Here is a 21,124-nt window from a genome sequence, read left to right as displayed (position 1 = left end):
ATTTTATTTAACAAATAAAATAGGTTTCAGAAAATACTGAAACCCATACTAATAAAACAAGTTTGATAGGTAATTTAGGATAAATTAATTACCCTCAGCACCACCACTTGAATTACCATCAATCGATTCTGTAACTTTACCGAATGCACTTTCTAACGCATCAGTAAAAGCGCCATCTTCACCAAGAATAACACTTACTACAAGAGCAAGACCTGCAGCCAGTACACCATACTCGATAGTGGTTACTCCACGAACATCAAGCCATAAAACAATTAACTTTCTGTAAAGCTCATACAGCATTCTATAAACCTTTTAAAATTTTTTATTGCATTTGATAATAGTTATCATTTAGCATTCGTCGCCAGAAATTATTTACAAGTTTAATATTTTGGTCAAGACATATTTGACAAAACATAATTCTGTAAAGTTTACGAAATGAAGTACCAGACACTTCAATACATACTTAAAGCATCACTATTATCTTTATTAAAAATAATTTCTAATTATATAAAAACATTACATTTTTCTAAGTTTGGAGCTTATCAATGAGTCTTAAAAAAGCGCTGCTTTCAGCCGCTATAATTTCTGCTTTGGCGGGATGTGGAGGAGGAGGATCTTCATCAGATGGAGCCGTTTCCCCAGGAAATGGATTGAACAATAATAAACCTACAATTCCGGACACTGGTGAAAATCAAAATAAACCTTTAATTGGCAAGTTCACTGACTCAGCGGTCTCAAACATTGCATACGTTGTTCATGACCAGAATGACAAGCAATTGATTGAAGGGCTAACAAACGAGAAAGGTGAATTTGAGTATTTCCCTTCAAGTACCATCACATTCAAAGTTGGTAGTATAACTCTTGGGACAACTGCTGCTAAAAGTGACGTTACACCAGTTGATCTACCAAGCCCTATTAAGATTGCACAGCTTCTTCAATCCATCGATCAGGATGGCAACCCTGACATTGATGGAATTCAGATTCCTGACTCACTTCATGGGATCGAAAACAATGACGTAATCAAACAGTTAAAAGATTTAGATGAACTTAGTGATGCAGATTTTGAAACTAATCTGCAAAGTGTTCTAGATAGACTCAATGAAACAGCTGACGGCGTAACCTACACATTTGTCTCGGTTGATCAAGCTAAGCAACACCTAGAGAAAAACCCTGTTATCGTTGAGGAAGGTGGTTTTCAAAATATGATGCAAAAGCGTCTGATTGAAACTCCAGAGGAACTTTCTGATGGCGCTGTATTCCGTGCACTTTCTCAAGTAGAAGGAATTGAAAATCTTCTGGCTGATAAGCCTTATCAGTTCGCAATCACCAAAAGTAAAGGTGAAGGTGAAGTCGAAATTGATATTGCTGAAACCAACCAAAAAATACTGCTTATCAACCAATTCGAAGATCAGGCACTGGATTTTGCGACACTCAGAACACCTGAAGGTCAACAGGAATTTTACGACACCCTAGCGTCACTTACTGGTTTAGACTCGTCTCTCTTTGTAAAACGAACCTACTTTTACATTAAGTATGACTTTGATTTTGACACTTACAAACGTACTGTAAATATTTCAAAAACTCTATACCGAGCCAGAGCCATGGCAAAAGTCGAGTCTACATTAACAACGGATAACAAATATACCTACGAAAACATTGCCTTAGACTCAGAACACGCTGAATACTCGGTTGAGAATATCTTAAATCTATATGTTGAAAACAGAGTAGCTGCGCAAGACTACATGCTTACCAATGTTTTAAATCTTGAGAATCCATCAATCAGTGCAATGCAATCCGTTGTAGATTCAACGAATACGCTGGCTTCTTATGCTAGAAGCTACGTTAAATGGCCACTACAAAGCCGGTTCCCGGACTCTGTCGTGTTAGATACAGCCCCTACAAGCCAAGAGCTACAAGAGCTCGTGTTAAACGCTGGTTTCGTGCTTCCTAAAAATGTGCAAAATAACAACACAGTTGATCACAAACCAGATTTGATTTTGAATGCCAATGACAACATGCTAGATATACATGCCACTCAACGAAGCATCAATAATTTAACTGTTGCAGGTGCTGCATCTGTGAGTGTGCAAAGTAATAAGCTCAATGGTCATAAATACCGACACGCAATCATAAAGAATGATGGAAGCGTTTTAAGTTGGCGTATTGATGGAAAATTGAAACGATGGCCCGAAACTGGCGTTGTACAGAATCCAATAATCAAGTCATTTAACGCTGACAATCAAGACAATCCTGTTACGCAAGTATTTGTCAACTCATCTTACTTCGCTGCAATAAGAAAAGATGGGTCTGTAATCACTTGGGATACTCGCTTAGAAGATCAAGTTATTAAGACATATCAAGAGCTTGATGGCACAACAAAAGCCCTCGACATTGCTGCAACCACTAACGCATTTGCTGTTTTGAGAGAGAATGGCTCTATCGTGGTAATTGGGCACGGTAACGCCACGGACCTTACAGAAGTCAGAGAAGACTTAATGCTTTCTGACGGTCAAAGATTTGTGTCAATTTCATCTACCAAAGATTCTTTTGCGGCACTTAGAAACGACGGCGTAATCGTCAGTTGGGGGAACATAAGTGCAGAAGATCTACGTAAACTCAAGCTTGAGTTCCCTGGTGAGGATCCGCAACGTCCTCAAGACAGTGCAAACCAGGCAGCACTGCAAATAGTATCTAACCAAGGTGCATTTGCCGCTATCAAAAAAGACCGTTCAGTATTCACATGGGGTTCGGTTGGCTTTGGTGCTGATTCGAGAAAAGTTGAGCAAGATCTAAATGGGTCTTCAGATATTGTTCGCTTAGTTGCAAGCCAAGGGGCTTTTGCAGCTCTTCGCAAAGATGGAAAAGTAGTTGCGTGGGGAAGTAAAACCCAAGGCGGCGTACTTCAGGCATCTGTAGCAGACTATCCTGACTGGCTATACGAAGACAAAGAGAACAACATTTTCGCAAGCTGGTTGTACACGGACTATGGCGATGGAAATGGGGGGATCGACTTCGATAAGGTACATAGCGAACTGATATACATCGGTGCAACTATGCCAGAAGATCCTGCTGAACTTGAAACAGGAGTGGTTGCGCTATATGCAAACGATGACGGGTTTACCGCGCTAAAGGAAAATGGCAAGCATCAGACTTGGGGCTATGAGGCTGAACTTACAACAGAGCAAAAGCAGTTGATTGTGGCTTCTGATATTACTCGTGTATGGGCAGAAGAGAAGATATATGTAGCAAAAAAATCTGATGGTTCTCTTGTTACCTGGGGTCGCTCATTCTCTCCTGAAAGAGAAGAGATACCATTCCCATCAGAGAAACTGGATGGCACGGTAAAAGTTAAAAACGTGAAGATTGCATTGGGTTCTGTGGCAGTTCTTATGGAGGATGGATCCATTATTCAATGGGGAACCATAGGTTTTGAAATCACACCTAACTACCAAGTTGGAAACACACCGACACCTAGGATCCAATTAGACAACTCAAGATTTGATGGTAGTAACCCGATTGTAGAGTTATCAGCTACTGAAAATTCATTTATCACTCTACATGAAGATGGCTCTGTAACTACCTGGGGAAGAAGTTGGGAAGGCGGTAATTCTGAATTCCTACGACGTGAATTAGGCGCTCAAAATACAAATGTCGCTTACCCAATCACAGATGCAGATAATGATGGACTTGATCGTCAGGAAGAACGAGTATTAGGCACCTCTCCTAATGTTCGCGACAGTGACAATGATGGTGTTCCTGATGGTGTTGAAGTGAACACAATGGGTACTCAACCACTGAATGATTACAGTAAACCATTTGAATCAGTCAATGGTGCATTACAACCTTTGCCAGAAGACAGACTGATGATTAACTCTCAGACAGGGGTTCCGGCAAGCTGGAATTAATATAACTGTTTGATAGATAAAGGTGGCTAATTACAGCCACCTTTTTTTGTTTAAAAAAACAAAAAAATGTTGTATAGCGCACACATTTTAGGCATTATTTCGCCGATTTTACTTTAAACTGAAATTGAGTTACAAAAATGTTATCAAAATTACGTTTTGCAGCAGGTTTCTTGCTGATGATGGCAGTAATGTTTGGAATCACATTATCTAATGCCCTGTTTTGGGCTGGCGCGCTATAAGCCGCACTGCAAAATCAACGGAATTGAGAAAGCCACCCGAAATGGGTGGCTTTTGCGTATATATGGCAACTTATACTCGAGTTACCTCAAGGCTTAGGACAAAATTCAAACCCGCCCTCAACCACCATGATGCAATCCATTCCTGCTGCGTGCGCAGCTTGCTTTCCCAATAAGGTATCTTCAAAAACCACACAGTTTTCAGCAGGAACGCCTAGCTTTTCAGCGGCAAGCAAAAACGTATCAGGGTTAGGTTTATGGTTGTCTACATCCGAAGCAGTAACTACAGCATCAAAGTAGCGAATAACATCCTTTGCTTTGAGCATTCTGTCTGCATTTTGCCTTACGCTCCCCGTACCAATCGCCATTTTTTTATTGCCAAAGTGCTTTTGTACTAAAGCGAATGTTTGTGGGATAAGGTCTCCAAAATCTTCCATTGCCTCAAAGTGCGCCATCTTTGAAGAAGACACTGCAACTGGATCAAGAGACAGATCGTAGCGCTTGTTGACTTCTAACGTAATCTTAGCTGATGGCATCCCCCCCATTGAACCTATCCACTCCCGATCAAACGGAACAGAAAAGTCTTTAGCCGCTTTTTCCCAGGCATCAAGATGCGCGGGCATAGAATCAATAAGCGTACCATCCATATCGAAAATCAGCCCCTGGTACTGGTCTAGGTCAAACGCCATTCGTTACTCCAAAATTACATCTTTATTAATTACTCCGGGTAATCATAACCCTTGAACTCATGTAGACACACTAAAAACGGATAAAATTTCCATGAACTTTACCTATATACCTTCCAATGAAAAAAGAGGAACAGACGAAGGTAATTAAGACCTGAGCCAAGTTGAAAATACCCAGACACCGACCATACTCAAAGTATAGCGTCAAGGTAAGTTGGGCAATGATACAAATAACAAAAATGTGGTGGGCATGTTTAGCCATATCACTCTTATTCGCTGGCTACTTCTTTTTTCAAGGGTCTAAATGGTCCGGAGAGCCTTTGCGCCTTCCAGAAAAGAAAGCGTACAGTACTGACGTTGTCAAACCGATCCCTTCCTCCCGAATCGATAACCAAGAGAAAGTTTTATTGGGCTTTACTCTTTTTAACGATCCAAATTTTTCATCAAATCAGCAAGTCAGTTGTGCCAGTTGTCATCACCTTGAAACCAACGGAGCAGAAAAACTCAGAGTCTCTCATGGCGTCAACGGTTTTGGCTTAAGAAACTCCCCCACCGTTTTCAATGTAAGCTTGAACACACGTTTTTTCTGGGATGGTCGTGCATCCAGTTTAGAACACCAAATTGACGGACCTATTCATAATCCCCTTGAAATGAACACTAACTGGGCAACTGTTGTTGAAGAAGTTAAACGCTCCAAAGATTACAAAGCACTCTTTTCCTCAACCTATGATGGTGAAATCACTGAACAGACAATTAAGGATGCGCTGGTCATCTTTATGAGTTCTCTGAACACACCGGATGCGCCTTTCGATAAATTCCTGATGGGTGACGACTCTGCCCTGTCAGCGGCTGCCAAACGAGGCTGGTTCAATTTTCAAAAACTGGGATGCATTGCCTGTCATCAAGGACAAAATCTTGGCGGAAACCTGTTCCAGAGATTTGGGAACTTGCAAAGTATATTGCCTGACGAACAGGTCACAGATCTCGGTCGCTATAATCTGACGGGTAACAATGAAGATAAATACGTTTTCCGAGTCCCGGGGCTGCGCAACGTAGCAACCACTCCCCCTTACTTTCACGATGGTCATGCAGCAACGTTGGAAGAAGCAATAGCGATAATGACCCGAGTCCAACTGGGAATGGAATTGGATGCAGTGACCACATTGGAGCTAAGTGCATTTTTGAATAGCCTGACCGCTCCTAAGCCCCCAATACTCAGGGATTTGATCAATGAAAATCAGTAAGACGTTCAAGGAAGCAACGCTCATTACCCTGATTACGGTAGTGATTGCCGTACTGAGCTTTAATCTCTACAAACACTATATTCATACCAAGCTGCAAGCTAATTATCACTCGCTTCTTCAGAACGTTACCGCGCTGCAAGAGAATCTGTTCAGTTTTCAGTTCAGGAACTTCAATCGCTATGATGAGTTGTCTGAGTTGCTGGTTCACACCGAAATTTATGCGGAGTCTTTAAACCACTCCATCCAGAAACATTTTTCTGAAACGCCCTATCTGGTTCAACCTTTCGATGCCGCTGCACTAGAAAAAAGCAAAACCACCGAACTCAAGCTGGCAGCCTTCGTGAGAGAGATGGAATCTCTGTTAAGTGCCAACGTATCGCTTAACTATTCTGGCAAAACCATTGATTTGCTGCAGAATGAGCTTTACCAACAATACACCTCCGTAGACGAAAGACTAGTGATATCAACCGCAACACAAGGCGGAATATCGGATAGCCTGTACCTTAAAGATTCCGCTCTGTATCAAGACCCGACATACCAGTCGCTATTGAGCTATGTTCAGTTGCAAGAACGTGTGAAGCACCAGTTGGAAAGAAAACAGGTTTCACTAGCCAATCTGGGGGTTACTGAACATTTAAAACAGATTGATCTTTATTGGGAACAAAAAGTATCCGATACCACTAAGAACATTGGTGTTCTGATTCTTTTACTCATTATATTTGTCTGCACCTATGCACTGCACCGACAAAAACTTGCTTTCACCGAACTACTGAAAATGAAGCAAGCCATGCTTGAATCTGAACGTCAGCGCGCCAGTCATGCACTCATAGCAGAGCATGCAAAAGACGCTATTATCGTGACGGATCCAAAAGGATTAGTGACCTGGGTAAACAAGGGATTTGAGAAGCTTTCGGGCTACTCACTGACCGAAATGATGGGCAAAAAACCCGGGGCTGTCCTTCAGGGAAAGGATACCGATGGCACGCAGATTAAGCTTCTTTCAGAAGCCATAAAATGCAAACAGACCATCGAACTGACTCTACTTAACTACCGAAAAAATGGCACTGCTTATTGGGTAGATATCATCATCACTCCTATTTTTGATGACGACGGAGAGTTAAGTTGCTTTATCGCTGTTGAAAGAGACACCACTAAAAAAGTCCAGCTCGAAAAGGAACTCGAACTGTCCGCAAAACGTGCAACGGTTGCTAATGAAGCGAAATCAACTTTTCTTGCAACCATGAGCCATGAACTCCGGACTCCCCTCAACGGGATATTAGGTATGGCGCAAATCATGCGCGGTGAAACCACCAACAGCGAACACAAAGAACAACTGAAGGTACTACTTGAATCCGGGGAACACCTGACATCTTTGCTAAACGACATTCTGGATTTTTCCAAAATCGAACAAAACAAGCTTGAGCTGGATGCGGTTCCTTTTCACTTTAATCAGATACTTACTCCTATCGCCTCTACCTACCAGCTTTTGTGTGATGAAAAAGGCATAGATTTGATCATTGATAACCAGATTCCTGATGAACTGGTCTTTCTTGCCGACATATCCCGAATTCGCCAGGTCATTTTTAACCTGATGAGCAACGCAGTTAAGTTCACTGCCCATGGAAATGTTCAACTGAGATGCAACTGCAAACTGGCTGAACACAACATCTATAACCTTTGGGTTGAGATTGAAGATTCTGGAATTGGTATTGCCGAGGACAGACTCGAGCATATCTTCGACCCGTTCATTCAAGCAGAGTCCTCCACGACCCGAAACTTTGGCGGGACGGGTCTGGGGCTGGCAATCGTCAAACAACTGGTTGAGTTAATGGGAGGGCAGGTCAAAGTAAGCAGCGAGATAGACAGAGGAACCTGTTTTACCATCAACATCAGTCTCGAACAGACACAAGATCGCCCTATAGAGCTAGATCAGGACGAGACGTTGACGAGTACTCTCCCTGTTGGATTAAACATTTTGATTGTGGAAGATAACCCGGTGAATGCACTGGTCACCAAGAAATTCTGTCACACGTTAGATCACCAGGTAACGGTCGCTAAAGACGGCATAGAGGCGATCGAATGTCTCCAAGACCAGACATTTGATGTCATCATCATGGACAACCACATGCCAAGGCTTGATGGGATTGAAACGACAAAACACATTCGCAATGAACTAAAACTCAATACTGTCATCTTCGGTTGTACGGCTGATGTTTTTCAGGAAGCACATGACCGTTTCATCAACGCCGGAGCAAATTACGTCCTCACCAAGCCGTTGCAAAAGAACAGTTTTAATGATGCTTTGGTCGAACATAAATCACTGATTGAAAAGCATCGGTCCCACAGCAGTAAGGTGGTTGAAATGGAGCACTTCACCAATTCAAACGAATCGAATTCCACATCAGAATCTGAGATAGACCTCAGTTTTTACATTGATGAAGTTTGCGCAGGCGATACTGAGCAATTAGTGGAAATCATCTCGACTCTCAAAGAATCAATGCTGGAAAGTATTGATGCGCTTATGGTTGCAACTGAGTCAGACGATATTGAATCCGTGACACTTCACACACACACGATGAAAGGCATCGCCAGCAGCCTGAACGCCAACAAAATGCTGGCAAAGTCGGAGCAAGTCTTTCAGATAGCTTCTAAAGGAAACATGCCTGAACTTCCAAGACTTCAGGAACTCGTGAATCTTTTGAAAGTCAACGCAGACCAGACATCGCGTCTTCTGGAAGAATACGTCGCCGAACACCCAATAGAACAAACCTTACCTAAATAACCAGAGGCTCTGATACCAACAAAACCGGTTGAGATATGTTAGCCTTAAGCGGCTTATGAACTGGTGGAGAAAAACGGCGTGATTACAATTTCAAATTCGGTGGTGATTTCACCGTGGGAAGTTCAGATTGACGCAATCCGTGCTCAAGGTGCTGGTGGGCAAAATGTAAACAAAGTATCCAGCGCCATTCATTTGAGGTTTGATATTCAGCGCTCTGCCTTACCAGATTTTTACAAACAACGTTTGTTAAACCTTAAAGACAGCCGTATTACCAAAGATGGCGTGATCATTATTAAAGCTCAGCAGTTCAGAACACAAGAACAAAACAAAGAAGATGCGCTGAATCGGTTAGCTGAAATTGTTCGTTCCGTTGCGGTTGTCCAGAAGAAAAGGCGTGAAACTAAACCGACCTTTTCATCAAAAATGAAGAGAATGGACAAGAAATCTCAGCGAGGGCAGACCAAAAAGCTGCGCAGTAAAGTTACCTATTAGAAATGCGGTCAGACAGGATTAAAGAGTACTGCCTCGATTTTATTACCATCTGGGTCATGCACATACGCAGCATAATACCCTTCCCCATACTCTGGCCGATATCCAGGTTCTCCGGCACAAAGACCGCCAAACTTTAGAGCGGTCTGGTGAAATGCATTGACCGCTTCTATGTCTGGCGCGTTAAAGGCGATATGAGAGCCTATTCCAGAACTGGAATGACCACAACAAGCACTGCCTACCCAAAACTCGAAGCTTTTCCCATAACTGACAGCGACACCATCAATGGTATGAGAACGTTCGACTCCTAACTTACCTAGTACTGCGTCATAAAACTGAGTGGAGCGCTCAACATTATTTGTTCCAACCGACACATGATTTATGATCATTTTTAACCTCAAAATGAATTTGACTGCATATGATATTAATGAAGAGCCAATAAATATCAATGATGCAAATGTGACGAATTAATTCATTCATCACACTGTTCTAAATCATGTTTTTGACGATCTTCCCACCCGCTTTAAACAAGCGTCTGCTTTGCCCCATAAGACCAGCTGCGCCTTTCGCCTCATTTCTTTGGCGATTAAGCTGAACATTTTTAGCATGATCACACTGGTTTTGTATCTCAGTTTCCAACTGTTCGATTCCAAACATTTGTCGTTCTTCTGGCATTCCCAACGGGTAAATGGCATCTATCGATAATTGAGAAAGGTTAAACTCCATCGCAGCTTTTATGGTTTGTACTTTTGGATTGGTTTCATCATCAAGAGAATAAGGGGGAGCCCAGTCACTTGCTGGTTTGAGCTTATCTACCTGATTAAGCACGCCCACAATTTTAGGCTTCTTAAGAGAGATATTTTCCTTACGGGAATAAAACTCCTCTATCTGGGTTTGCAAATCCACATCAAGCTGACGAGAAGACTGGTTTGCTTTAAGCACCCACAGTACTAAATCAGATTGGGTGACTTGTTCAAGCACGTTATCGGTCACTTTTTTATTGCCATCTAATCCTGGCATATCAATAAGATTCAGTTGCTCTTCGTCATCAATGCTACAGCGATAAACACGAATATCATTGGTTGCAGGTAAAGCATCGACCTCTGCATTGATCTCTTTTGTCAGGGCATTGACCAGTGAAGATTTACCGGAGCTAAGCTGACCAATAATAGTGACCCGGACAGGCTCAAGAGGCTTAGCTTTTCGGGTCTCATCATCTTCACTGATACGACTTACATGAACGGCTTGCTCTTCGATTGTGTATCGCCCGCTGTACAGGTCAATACATACTTTAGCGACTTCCTGAAGCAGAGCACGCTTGGCATTTTGCTGAAGGTTTTCGGCTGCCTTTTCTGTGAGAGTGCCCAACACCTTTCCCCGAATTTCATTCGCAACGGCAGCAACGGGATTAGCAGCACGAAAGATTCTCCAAGCCAGTAAGCCGCGTTTTCCTACTTTGACAGCCTGCTCACCATATTTGTCATTGACATCATAAGCCCACTTAATCTGCGACACTTTGATCATGTCGACAGCGGGAACATGCTCGTTTAACACCTGTCGATAACGTCGGCTTATTTCTTCTAAAAGTTGCAGCCCTTCAGGCACGGTGAAATCAAGGTCTTTCTTTCCAAATGCTTGAGCGACTTCCGTTGCGATCTCAAAGCCGTGCGCTTTGAGCACACCCCAGTCACTGGCACGACTCAACTTTGTTTCGATCGATTGATTTACTTCTTCCCAAATTGAAAGCTCTCTATCTGACCAGTCGGTTGATGCCGCAACAAAGATTTCAGAACCTTCTTCAATTACCTGCTCGGCAGATGAACGCTTGCTCCATAACCAACGGGGAACAAACACCATTAACACTGAAATCAGCAGAGCTATTGCAAAATGAATAACATAGCCATGTTGAACAATGGCGTATAAACCAAAGCCACTCAGCACTAGAAGAGGCAAGATAACCCCGATGAAAGACACCAGCATCAGCCCACCAGCGTAGTGGTTTAAGCTTTTCAAACCCTGTTTAACTCTCGTCATCGCCTGCTACCTTTTTGCCTTTCTTAAATGCATCTTTGTACAACTGCTGCATCGCTTCACTGTTTACGCTTTCACCTTTGCTTTTGTGGTAGAAGTAGTAGCATGCAGCACGCCCCAACCCGTAAGTGGTTCCAAAACTCACCGCAGCAGCAGCGACAGCTCCAACAGTCTGACCATAGCCAGGAATCAGTTTGACTAACTGCCTTGCCCCCAGCTTGACGCCATATTGAATGCCAAAGCTCGTACCCAAGGTTCCGATGAGTTCACTGAACGTCCGCTTGCTCCACTCCACACCATATTGATTCGCAAGGCTATGGAGCATCTTAGCCTGAATAGCAGGTACTGAAACTAACCCTACCGCTGGAACTAAGTCAGAAGCACTCGCGCTGCCAGAGTACCAAAGCACTTCATTTTCCAGCTTATCGAAATTCTGTTCTTCCAAATTGGCGTATTCTTTTTCTTCCACCATCAAGCCAACAATTGGAAGCATTTCTGAAAGCATCTCGATCAATTCTTCACGGTGGTAGAAGTCTTCTGATTCACACTCAAAATCGACATGTACTGACTTAACGGGCTTGCCCCACGCACTCTCAAACTGTTGTTGATTATGCTCCACCATCCGTTTTCTATCGGTTTCACTGACTGACTTAATCGCTGTATGCACAACCAACAAATGTTTGATGTCCGACTGCTTTCGGATTTGTTTTAAGGCGTTGATAACGGAGCTTTGTTCGGGTTCATCAACCTTCGCGACGATGATAAGAGCATGCCCTTGATCCGCACATATCCTAATGTCATCGGTGGGATCATAATTCGCTTCTCCAAGCCCGCGGGTATCGAGAAAACGCAGAACTGGTGTGTCTTGGGGAAAGTCATAAGCCGATGACGTCATAGTGCAAGGTGCAAAGCCATTACCCACTTCAACCTCAGACAACCCGGTTAACGCTTGAATGAATGAGGATTTTCCAGCACCTGTTTTTCCTAACAACCACAAAGTAGGAAGGTGTGAATTTTGATAGTCATGCGCTGATGAGAGGTCGGGATTTTTCCCCGGATTGATAAAGTCTTTAATGGCGTCAAACATCGCTATACCGAGTTACAGATAAAGAAGTGGGATGAGAATATCACAAAAGATGGAATAAACAGAATGCAATTCCGTTTATTCCATCTTTTAAGAATGTAGCGAAGTAGAAATGAATGGAAGCTTAACGCTCTGCGGAGTACGGATCTTCCGCTGACAGATAAGCCTGCAGTTCATGCTTGTTTGGTTGCTCCGCTAGCCAGTTACGGATCTCTTTCAATTTGCTGTAAGTCTCGTCACCAAATTTTTCGTTATACAGTGCGACAAAGTTCTCCGTTGAGTTATTGGTGCGGATATTCTTTTGCCATTGTGAAGTAACAACCGCATTCAGAGAGTTAGCTAACCCTCCATTTTTGATTAAATCCCACTCACCTTTGTCTAGCCAGATTCCACCCACCGCCACGCTGTAATCCAGGCGATGAGAAATACTGCTGGAAATTCTGAGTTTGCGCATAATGGTGCCTGTCTGAGGACAAAGCAGCGCTTTTTCTGTATCGGTAATTTCGCAGGTCGCATCTTCTGAGATCGGGTAAGCAGGGTTTTTCTCTTTCCAAGCTACGTAGTCTTCAACCAGTATCCAATTTCCCTCACATCCATTGCAGATGTGAGCTGGAAACATACCATCGATAAATTGAGGTTCTAAAACGCCTGTATTACAACTTGTGCAGTTCATTTTTGTATCCTTAGCCATACAGTGACAAGTGCTATATTCAGTCTGTGACTGGCACTTATATCTCTAACCTAACGTCAGGTTTTCCATATAATTCAAGGATTTTACACAAGCTAGACAATTAAATGCACATCGATTTAATGATATGAACCACATAAATTACAAAAAGCCCAAATAAGGGCTTTTTAATAAAATGATGGAATTGGCTTTTAACTCGGAAAAGCAAACTGAGCCTTTTCACGTAGCTCCGCTGAAAGCCATCTTTGAGTGATGGTTTTTCTCTTGGTGTAAAAACGAATACCATCGGGACCATACGCCGACAAATCACCAAATAGCGAGCGCTTCCATCCACCAAAACTGTGGTAGGAAACGGGAACTGGTAAGGGAACATTAATTCCCACCATTCCAACTTCAATTCGATCTGAGAAATATCGAGCGGCTTCCCCATCGCGAGTGAAAATACAGGTGCCATTCCCATACTCATGGTCATTGATGAGTGACATAGCGTCTTCCATAGACTCCACTCGCATCACCTGAAGGACTGGTCCAAATATTTCCTCTTGGTAACTGGTCATTTCCGCTGTGACATTATCGATGAGTGTCCCGCCAATAAAGTAACCAGATTCATACCCAGCCACTTCGATATTTCGACCATCGACCAATATATCTGCACCTTGCTCTTGTGCACTATCAATGTAGCCAGATACTTTTTGTTGATGCTGATACGTGATTAACGGGCCAAAATCACTTTCGCTTTGCTCGCAGCTTCCCACTTGCAGCTGACTCATTTCTTGTTGAAGCTTTTCAACCAGTTGTTCTGCAATCTCATCACCGACCGCGACAACAACAGATAACGCCATGCATCGTTCTCCGGACGATCCAAATGCTGCGCCGAGTAACTGATTTACCGTACTATCAATATCGGCATCAGGCATCACAATGGCGTGATTTTTCGCCCCACCTAATGCTTGGCAACGCTTGCCATTTTCCGACGCTTTCTTATAAATCGTCTCCGCGATGGCTGTTGAACCAACAAAACTGACGGCTTTGATTCGGTCATCTGAAAGCAGTACATCCACGGCTTCTTTGTCGCCATTGACGATATTGAACACACCATTTGGCAACCCTGCTTGTGACAGCAACTCACCTAACAACAAAGTAGAGCTCGGCACACGTTCAGATGGCTTCAAGACAAAGGTATTGCCACATGCAATCGCCAGAGGGAACATCCACATCGGCACCATAACAGGAAAATTGAACGGTGTGATTCCGGCAACCACGCCTAGCGGTTGAAATTCACTCCAGGAATCGATGCCCGTTCCTACATTTTTACTGTGTTCGCCTTTTAAGGCATCTGCAATGCCACATGCAAATTCAATATTTTCCAGCCCGCGCTGAAGTTCCCCCCATCGCATCACTGACGGTTTTACCATGCTCCTCTCCAATTAAATGAGTCAATCGCTCTAAATTTTCTTCCACCAGCTGCTTAAAGCGGAACATGACTCTTGCTCTTTTGGTTGCTGGGGTGTCTCGCCAGCTTTGGAACGCCGCTTGTGCCGCGAGAATCGCATCTTCGACCGTGCCTCGTTCGGCCAACTGCACATTTCTTCGTATTTCTCCGTGTGCGGGGTTATATACCCCCAGCTCTCGCCCCTGTGATTGTACATATCTTCCATTTATCCAATGCCCTATCGTTTCCATGTTTTAATCCTTTGCTTCTTCTATCGCTTCACCCAACGCATTAATTAATGCGTCGAGTTCTTTTTCAGTTGTTTGAAATGGCACACCAAGCTGAACTGTGTCGCCGCCATAACGTATGTAAAAACCCTTTTGCCAACAGGACATGGCTATCTGGTATGGTCGTAGCAGTGGTTGTGCTTCTTTGGCTAAGAACGTGAGACCGGCTGCCAGACCAAAATTTCGAATATCGAGTACGGAGTCATGAGAGTGAAGGCTGTGGACTTTCTGCTCGAAGAGTGGCGATAGATCACGCACTTGAGATATCACACCCTCTTGCTCAATCAGGTCTAATGCCGCCAATGCGGCAGCACACGCAATTGGGTGTGCTGAATAGGTGTAGCCATGGGGTAATTCCAGTAAATACTCCGACCCACCCGTTTCCATGAATGTGTCGTAAATAGGCTGAGATGCGACCACTGCTCCCATTGGAATAGCACCATTCGTGAGCTGCTTGGCGATCGTCATTAAATCGGGTTTGACTCCAAAGAGCTCCGCGGCGCTGTTTGCTCCCATTCGTCCAAAACCGGTAATTACTTCATCAAAAATCAGTAAGATGTCGTGCTTGGTGCATAAGTCTCTTAAGCGAGACAAATACCCTTTTGGGGGCGGTAGTACACCAGCACTCCCAGCAATGGGCTCTACTATCACAGCAGCTATGTTATCTGCGCCATGCAACAGTACTTTTTCTTCAAGTTCATCCGCCAATGAAGCTCCAGCTTCTGGTAGCCCTTTGGAAAATAAGTTCTTCTCCAACAAGGTATGAGAAAGGTGATCACTCGCCAGCCCTTCTCCATAGAGGCTTCGGTTAGCGCCAATACCACCAACACTGATTCCACCATAATTCACGCCGTGGTAACCCTTGGCACGTCCAATCAACTTTGTCTTACTGGCTTTACCGCGTTTCTTCCAATACGCTCGCGCTATCTTCAGCGCAGTATCAACCGATTCTGACCCGGATCCTGTAAAGAAAACTCGGTTTAAATCTTGTGGCATCAGCGAGGCGATACGTTCTGCCAGCTCAAAGGCTTTTGGATGACCAAATTGAAAGGCCGGAGAATAATCAAGCGTAGCTGCCTGCTTTGATATCGCTTCTGCAATGCGTGGATGACAATGCCCCAATCCGCAGGTCCATAAACCCGATAGACCATCAAAGATCTTGCGTCCTTTATCATCGGTATAATATCGACCGTTTGCAGACTGGATGATTCTGGGCGCACTTTTGAACTCTCGGTTCCCTGTAAATGCCATCCAGTGCGCGTCCAACTGTGTCTTGGTTAACCTGCTGGTATAAGAGGTTAAGGAGTTGCTGTGAGAAGACTGAACTTCCATATTCTGATCGCCTTATTAGTTACACAATTCCTCCAATGTAATGTTCAAATTAGGCAACTTAAATACAGAGTTAGTTACGCTAAGTTAACCTTTTAATTACGCAAAAAACCTCCTTCACCCTATAAAAAAGCACCCTAACGTCTTTTGAATAAAACGTCAGGGTGCCCAGATTTTCATTACACCAGATTTTTCAATATCTGAGTTGAAGCGATGGTTATCTCTATGATGTTTGGAGCCCTTAGCTCACTGTTTCTGCTTTAAAAGCCTCTGAATTACGTATCAATGGCAGTACCGCAATCGCGCTCAATACAAGAGCGACAATTGCTATAGTATTGACGATAGATAAACCGAAGCTTGGTAGCAGTACCCCCACAACTAAAGGACCCGCTGTTAACCCTGCACCTAATGCAGGGATGCTAAGTGCCACCGCTCGACCTGATGAGTCTGAATCTGCAACTACAGCAAACAAATACGGAGCACAATAATTCCAAAGAAAGTTAAATATTGAAGCGAGGTACAAGAAGGGCATGGTCTCCAGGCTGCCTTGTAAAAGTAAGACAACAACAACTTGAATGCCGATGGTCAGCACAATGGGAAACAATCGACCTAATTTTTCAGCTTGAACCACGGCGCAAGCAGCACCTGCAAGACCAGCTAAGCCTATCGTCCCAAGCAATGCTCCAATCTCACTGTTTGCAATGCCACCTTCTTCGGCAATGATCTCTAAAAACGCCCACACCGCATTTTCGCCAGCGTAGAAGAAGAACATGGTGCAAACAGAGAGCAGAATCACGATATTGCGCGTCGACGACGTATCAGAAGATGACGTAACAGACGAGATTGAAATAGACAGCTTCCGAGTCCATATCGGTGACGTAGCAAACACCAACACACATAATCCTGCGAGCACATAAAATATGACATTGACGCTTCCAACGGAGGAAATGACATTAGGGAAAAAGTATATGCCAAGCGCACTAAAAGAGAGTTGTGCAAACAACAGATACGCAAATGCTCGATCGCTATTCTGAGCCTTACTCAGCGCAATGTTAATAATGGCAGCCAAACTTCCGCTCCCTAATCCACACATCACTCGCACCCACATCAGCACCTCATAGCTGCTTTCATGACTGTCGGACAAATACGCACTGGCAAGATTCCCAGAAATCATTATCCATAACGCAACAAATACGATTCTTGTCCATTGGATATTTTTCAAACACAGCGTCGCTATTAGCCCACCTACGGCAAAGCCTCCTAGCTCTGCTGACAGTAAAAAACCGGCTTGTTCAACCGCCATTCCCGTTTCAACCAACCCACCGACGAAGACAGGGGCGACGAGAAACACAAAAGCAGGCAATACTCCCGCACATGCAAGCATCATGATGGACAGTAAATTGGGGTGTTGTATCGAATTATTCATTGCACTTCTCTCTTCAGTCCTTTGACAGATAAATGTGTATTGGTTTTAGGGTCTATCAACTAAACGGTTATGCTTCTTGAGAAGCGAACGTAACTTTTGATGGTCAATTTCATCAAACACCAATCCTTTGGGTTTCACGCTTAATGTCGTTTTTGCTGCCACCATGGCATTCAAAATCGCTTCTTCCACGGCTTGAACCGTTGCCATGTAGAATTCATCTAAATAATGTTCATTCACATGCTCTAAGGGCAGAACTGCATTAGAAACCGTACCGCAACTGAACGACATGCCATTGTCGTTTGCTGTAGAAAATGCAAGAAAGATATCGCCAGAGTAGTGACCACCAGATGTACCCGTTCTGCCTAACCCTATCGCTGCCCGCTTCGCCAGGCTCTGGAGTTGCAAAGGCAGTAACGGGGCGTCTGTTGCTATGGTTACAACGATGGAGCCTGTGTCTCTTGCATCGCTGTCCATCGCTTGAAGAATCGGACAATTTTCATTTAAATATTGCCCTACGGGTACACCAGCCACGTTAAACTCGTGCCTTAAACCAAAATTGGACTGAACGAAAACACCCACGACAAATTCATGCCCGGGTATACGAACCAAGCGAGATGACGTTCCCGAACCGCCTTTAAATTCGTAAGTTTGCATACCCGTTCCACCACCCACATTGCCTTCTTCTATTGAACCAGACTGGGCTCGGCTGATTGCTTCAAGCACATCCGATTCAGTGACAAACTGAGCCGTAATATCATTCATAAAGCCATCGTAAGTCTCTGCCACAACGGGCATTGCCCAGGCGTGACCATCTTTGAAGTGCGTATCGTACGTGTCCATCATCCATCGGGTCGCGCCATGGTGCACCATACCGACAGAGTGCGTATTCGTAATACAGACAGGACCGAGAAAATAGCCGGCTTCGTTGATCCAGTGGGTGCCTGTCATTTCTCCGTTCCCATTCAGGTCATACTGACCAGCCCAGACAGGGCTTGGGGATTTACTTTTCCCTCTAGGAAGAATGGCGGTCACACCCGTACACATTTTTTTCAACGGGTCGATCAAGGTGGTGTACCCAACTTCCACCCCTTTTACATCGGTAATGGCATTAAAGGTGGCGGTTTCGCCTTCGAATGGAATGCCCAAGTCTCGAGCACGAGGGGCTGAAGAATGATGTGGGGTTTTGGAATTGGAACGAGTTACTGCCATGAAACCTTCTCTTAATTTGAATATCCAAGAACAATTGTGAAATTCACAACTTGTTAACAACTCAAATTAAGATAAAAGGGTAAGAAGCCGCTGTATTGACTTGAAGTGACAACTTAGTGGCACGTGGGAAATTTACGGCGATTCAAGAGTAAACGTTCTGCGTATGAGGCCAAAAGAGAGAAGAACAACTTAATGAAAGCCGCTACTTCGGAAAAAATAACTCGCGATATTGCGTAGGGGTAATTCCATGCCAGCGTTTGAACGCTCTGTTGAACGCAGCAAGCTCCGAATACCCTAAAGTTAAGGCGATATCGATCATTGAAATGCTGGCTTCATGTAACAACTGACACGCAAAATGACGACGCACATTGTCCACTAGATAGGAAAAGCTCACATCGTGATCCGCTAACCTGCGCTGAAGTGTACGACGGCTCATGCACATGTGCTCAGCGGCTTTATCAATTCCGCACTCTTCGTCGGATAGCAGTTGAAAGATGACATCTTCCAGTTCCTGGAAAAAAGACAGTGTTTCAGACTGCTGGTCAATTTTTTCATTCAAATTGCTACACATAATGTCATACAAACGCTGATCCGATGCGGCAATCTGCGCTTCCAGAATGTGGTTTTCTATCGTGACAAAATTGAATGGCTGCTCTGCCAGAAGCAAAGACTGAGTCTTCTCGCTGATGTTTTGTTTTCGCTCACTGTGTGTTAAGCCAATGAGTACTGGACTCCAATCTGGATTACATAAGTATTGTATGAGGCGGATAAAAAAGCCTAAAGACATATGGGTATCATGCGTCGACGCTAAGCCTTCAGAATTCACGCGGTAACACAAATCCATGCAGTCAGGGTGATGGAGGCTAGGCCTTAGAAAAACCTCTGTGTGGCTTTGCACCAATTGTACGTAGTCACAAGTGACTGATATGGCGTCTTTGAGACGAGTCGAATTGACAATCGCATACCCCATAATGCCCATGTTACGAAAATCGAAATCTTTATAGATATCCCAGCCAAAATCTGGATTTCCCGTCAAAGTTTCCACCCGATTCAGAAACTGATAGAAGTCACTCAGATAAAGATAGCTACCGTCTTCTAAGTATTGAACAGCTTCTCCTGGTTCTGGTAATAGGTCATCAGAAACCTCTTCATCTAGGGTGCGAAGATAAGCCAAAACCTGATCGGAAAAAATTCTCGAAATCGTACCTGAAACCATGAAATTCAACTATTGCTCAAACAGCCTTTATTTCTAACACAAGCAAACCATCATATAAATGGAAAGCGTTAACCAAATAAGCCACTTCGGAAAATACGCTAGGGTTTGTTGACCTGGTTAAGGGCAGACAAAAACGTTTCCAACACTAAGTTTGCTCGACGCTCTTTACGTGTAATGGAGGCGAAAGGCTGAGAGTAACCATATTGCTTAGGTAAGATGGCTTTCATCACGCCATCATCGACCCACCTTTGAGCAAAGTGATCAGGCAGATAGCCCAAGTATTGTCCAGTAAGTAAAAGAAACGCGATGCCTTCCCTGTCTGTCGCCGTGGCTGCACTTTTCATTGTGTTATACAACGACTGAATTTTTGGCGTTTGCGCATAAGCTGGGACTATCGCGTCCCATTCAGTGAGATCAACCGATTGAACAGTCTCGGAAAATAACGGGTGTCCTGAACCGCAATAAAGCAGTGACGTCTCGTCATACAAAGGCTCATATTGAAGCCCAGATAATGTGCGGATATGTGGGATCATTCCAACGTGTAAAGTGCCGTCCAAAACTCCTTTTTCGACGTCATTCGGTGGGATCATTCGAATGTTAATGGTGACGTCTGGTCCCGCTTTCTTTAGCTCCGCAAGAGCGTTGGTTATACGCATTTCCGTCATCGATACCATGTTATCCGTGATACCAATGTTTAGTTCACCAACGAGACTCGAATGCAAAGTATTGATCTGAGTTTTGAATTCTTCCAACGATGCCAGTAATTGAAGGGTGTACTGGTAAACCTGCTGCCCTTCATCTGTCATCGAAAAACCCGACCTCCCACGGTGGCAAAGCTTAAAGCCTAATCGTATCTCTAGATCTGCCATTGCTGCACTGATCGCAGCGCGGCTGATGTTTAACGCAACTTCTGCTGCCGAAAACCCGCCTGATTCCACGACACAACGAAAAATACGCAGTAGGCGTAGATCGATATCACTGAGTTGACCCGTTAGCGATTTCCTTTTCATAAAACTGTCCGATATTGAGATGCGCTTATAACTATGCCCAAGTAACCTGAAGATAGAGTTTTGAATCCTA

At 43.9% G+C, this 21,124-nt stretch carries 15 protein-coding genes and 1 pseudogene; 4 read left to right on the top strand and 12 right to left on the bottom strand.

From position 1 onward, the window contains the following. Window positions 1-84: 84 nt before the first annotated feature. On the bottom strand, window positions 85-300 hold the full coding sequence (locus QMG91_RS06870) for a Flp family type IVb pilin (protein WP_281829889.1): 216 nt from the start codon (window positions 298-300) through the stop codon (window positions 85-87). Between the two features lie 245 nt (window positions 301-545). Between QMG91_RS06870 and QMG91_RS06865 the strand changes: the two genes are divergently transcribed. After that, window positions 546-3,905, top strand: coding sequence for an RCC1 domain-containing protein (locus QMG91_RS06865; RefSeq protein WP_281829887.1), 3,360 nt, complete (start codon window positions 546-548; stop codon window positions 3,903-3,905). Window positions 3,906-4,230: 325 nt separating this feature from the next. Here the strand turns inward: QMG91_RS06865 and QMG91_RS06860 are convergent, their stop codons facing one another. After that, window positions 4,231-4,830, bottom strand: a complete 600-nt coding sequence (locus QMG91_RS06860) for a beta-phosphoglucomutase family hydrolase (protein WP_281829885.1) — start codon at window positions 4,828-4,830, stop codon at window positions 4,231-4,233. A gap of 218 nt (window positions 4,831-5,048) precedes the next feature. Here QMG91_RS06860 and QMG91_RS06855 point away from each other — a divergent pair, with 218 nt between their 5' ends. The 3 genes from QMG91_RS06855 to arfB all read left to right on the top strand — a co-directional run bounded on the left by QMG91_RS06855 (window position 5,049) and on the right by arfB (window position 9,345). Then, window positions 5,049-6,071, top strand: coding sequence for a cytochrome-c peroxidase (locus tag QMG91_RS06855; protein WP_281870202.1), 1,023 nt, complete (start codon window positions 5,049-5,051; stop codon window positions 6,069-6,071). Continuing rightward, window positions 6,058-8,853 (top strand): PAS domain-containing hybrid sensor histidine kinase/response regulator, encoded by a 2,796-nt coding sequence (locus tag QMG91_RS06850; protein WP_281829882.1) that lies wholly within the window; start codon window positions 6,058-6,060, stop codon window positions 8,851-8,853. Before QMG91_RS06855 ends, QMG91_RS06850 begins: the two co-directional genes overlap by 14 nt. A gap of 78 nt (window positions 8,854-8,931) precedes the next feature. Then, on the top strand, window positions 8,932-9,345 hold the full coding sequence (gene arfB, locus QMG91_RS06845; protein ID WP_004401116.1) for an alternative ribosome rescue aminoacyl-tRNA hydrolase ArfB: 414 nt from the start codon (window positions 8,932-8,934) through the stop codon (window positions 9,343-9,345). An 8-nt stretch (window positions 9,346-9,353) separates the two neighbouring features. Here arfB and QMG91_RS06840 read toward each other — a convergent pair whose 3' ends face one another. From QMG91_RS06840 to QMG91_RS06795, 10 genes and pseudogenes are all read right to left on the bottom strand, one after another. Beyond that, window positions 9,354-9,731, bottom strand: coding sequence for a VOC family protein (locus QMG91_RS06840; RefSeq protein ID WP_022550994.1), 378 nt, complete (start codon window positions 9,729-9,731; stop codon window positions 9,354-9,356). Between the two features lie 100 nt (window positions 9,732-9,831). Then, window positions 9,832-11,376, bottom strand: coding sequence for a GTPase family protein (locus tag QMG91_RS06835; RefSeq protein WP_281829879.1), 1,545 nt, complete (start codon window positions 11,374-11,376; stop codon window positions 9,832-9,834). Then, entirely contained in the window at window positions 11,363-12,460 is a 1,098-nt protein-coding gene (locus QMG91_RS06830; RefSeq protein WP_281829877.1) for a YcjF family protein, read from the bottom strand. Before QMG91_RS06830 ends, QMG91_RS06835 begins: the two co-directional genes overlap by 14 nt. Window positions 12,461-12,581: 121 nt before the next feature. Further along, complete coding sequence (locus QMG91_RS06825) at window positions 12,582-13,130, bottom strand: TFIIB-type zinc ribbon-containing protein (RefSeq protein ID WP_022592901.1); 549 nt, start codon at window positions 13,128-13,130, stop codon at window positions 12,582-12,584. Between the two features lie 206 nt (window positions 13,131-13,336). Further along, a pseudogene (locus QMG91_RS06820) lies at window positions 13,337-14,828 on the bottom strand (CoA-acylating methylmalonate-semialdehyde dehydrogenase). A gap of 3 nt (window positions 14,829-14,831) precedes the next feature. Further along, on the bottom strand, window positions 14,832-16,196 hold the full coding sequence (locus tag QMG91_RS06815) for an omega-aminotransferase AptA (RefSeq protein WP_281829874.1): 1,365 nt from the start codon (window positions 16,194-16,196) through the stop codon (window positions 14,832-14,834). 238 nt (window positions 16,197-16,434) lie between these two features. Further along, window positions 16,435-17,619 carry an MFS transporter gene (locus tag QMG91_RS06810; protein ID WP_281829872.1) on the bottom strand — a complete coding sequence of 395 codons (1,185 nt, stop codon included), beginning with the start codon at window positions 17,617-17,619 and terminating at the stop codon, window positions 16,435-16,437. Window positions 17,620-17,664: 45 nt separating this feature from the next. Next, a complete protein-coding gene (locus tag QMG91_RS06805; protein ID WP_281829870.1) occupies window positions 17,665-18,828 on the bottom strand; it encodes a DmpA family aminopeptidase in 1,164 nt (387 codons plus the stop codon). 202 nt (window positions 18,829-19,030) lie between these two features. After that, window positions 19,031-20,044, bottom strand: a complete 1,014-nt coding sequence (locus tag QMG91_RS06800) for an AraC family transcriptional regulator (protein WP_281829869.1) — start codon at window positions 20,042-20,044, stop codon at window positions 19,031-19,033. 98 nt (window positions 20,045-20,142) lie between these two features. After that, complete coding sequence (locus QMG91_RS06795; RefSeq protein ID WP_045961223.1) at window positions 20,143-21,054, bottom strand: LysR family transcriptional regulator; 912 nt, start codon at window positions 21,052-21,054, stop codon at window positions 20,143-20,145. Between the last annotated feature and the right edge of the window lie 70 nt (window positions 21,055-21,124).

This window comes from Vibrio nigripulchritudo, assembly GCF_027924785.1.
Classification (GTDB): Bacteria; Pseudomonadota; Gammaproteobacteria; order Enterobacterales; family Vibrionaceae; genus Vibrio; species Vibrio nigripulchritudo.
This window is presented reverse-complemented; position numbering and strand designations above follow the sequence as displayed.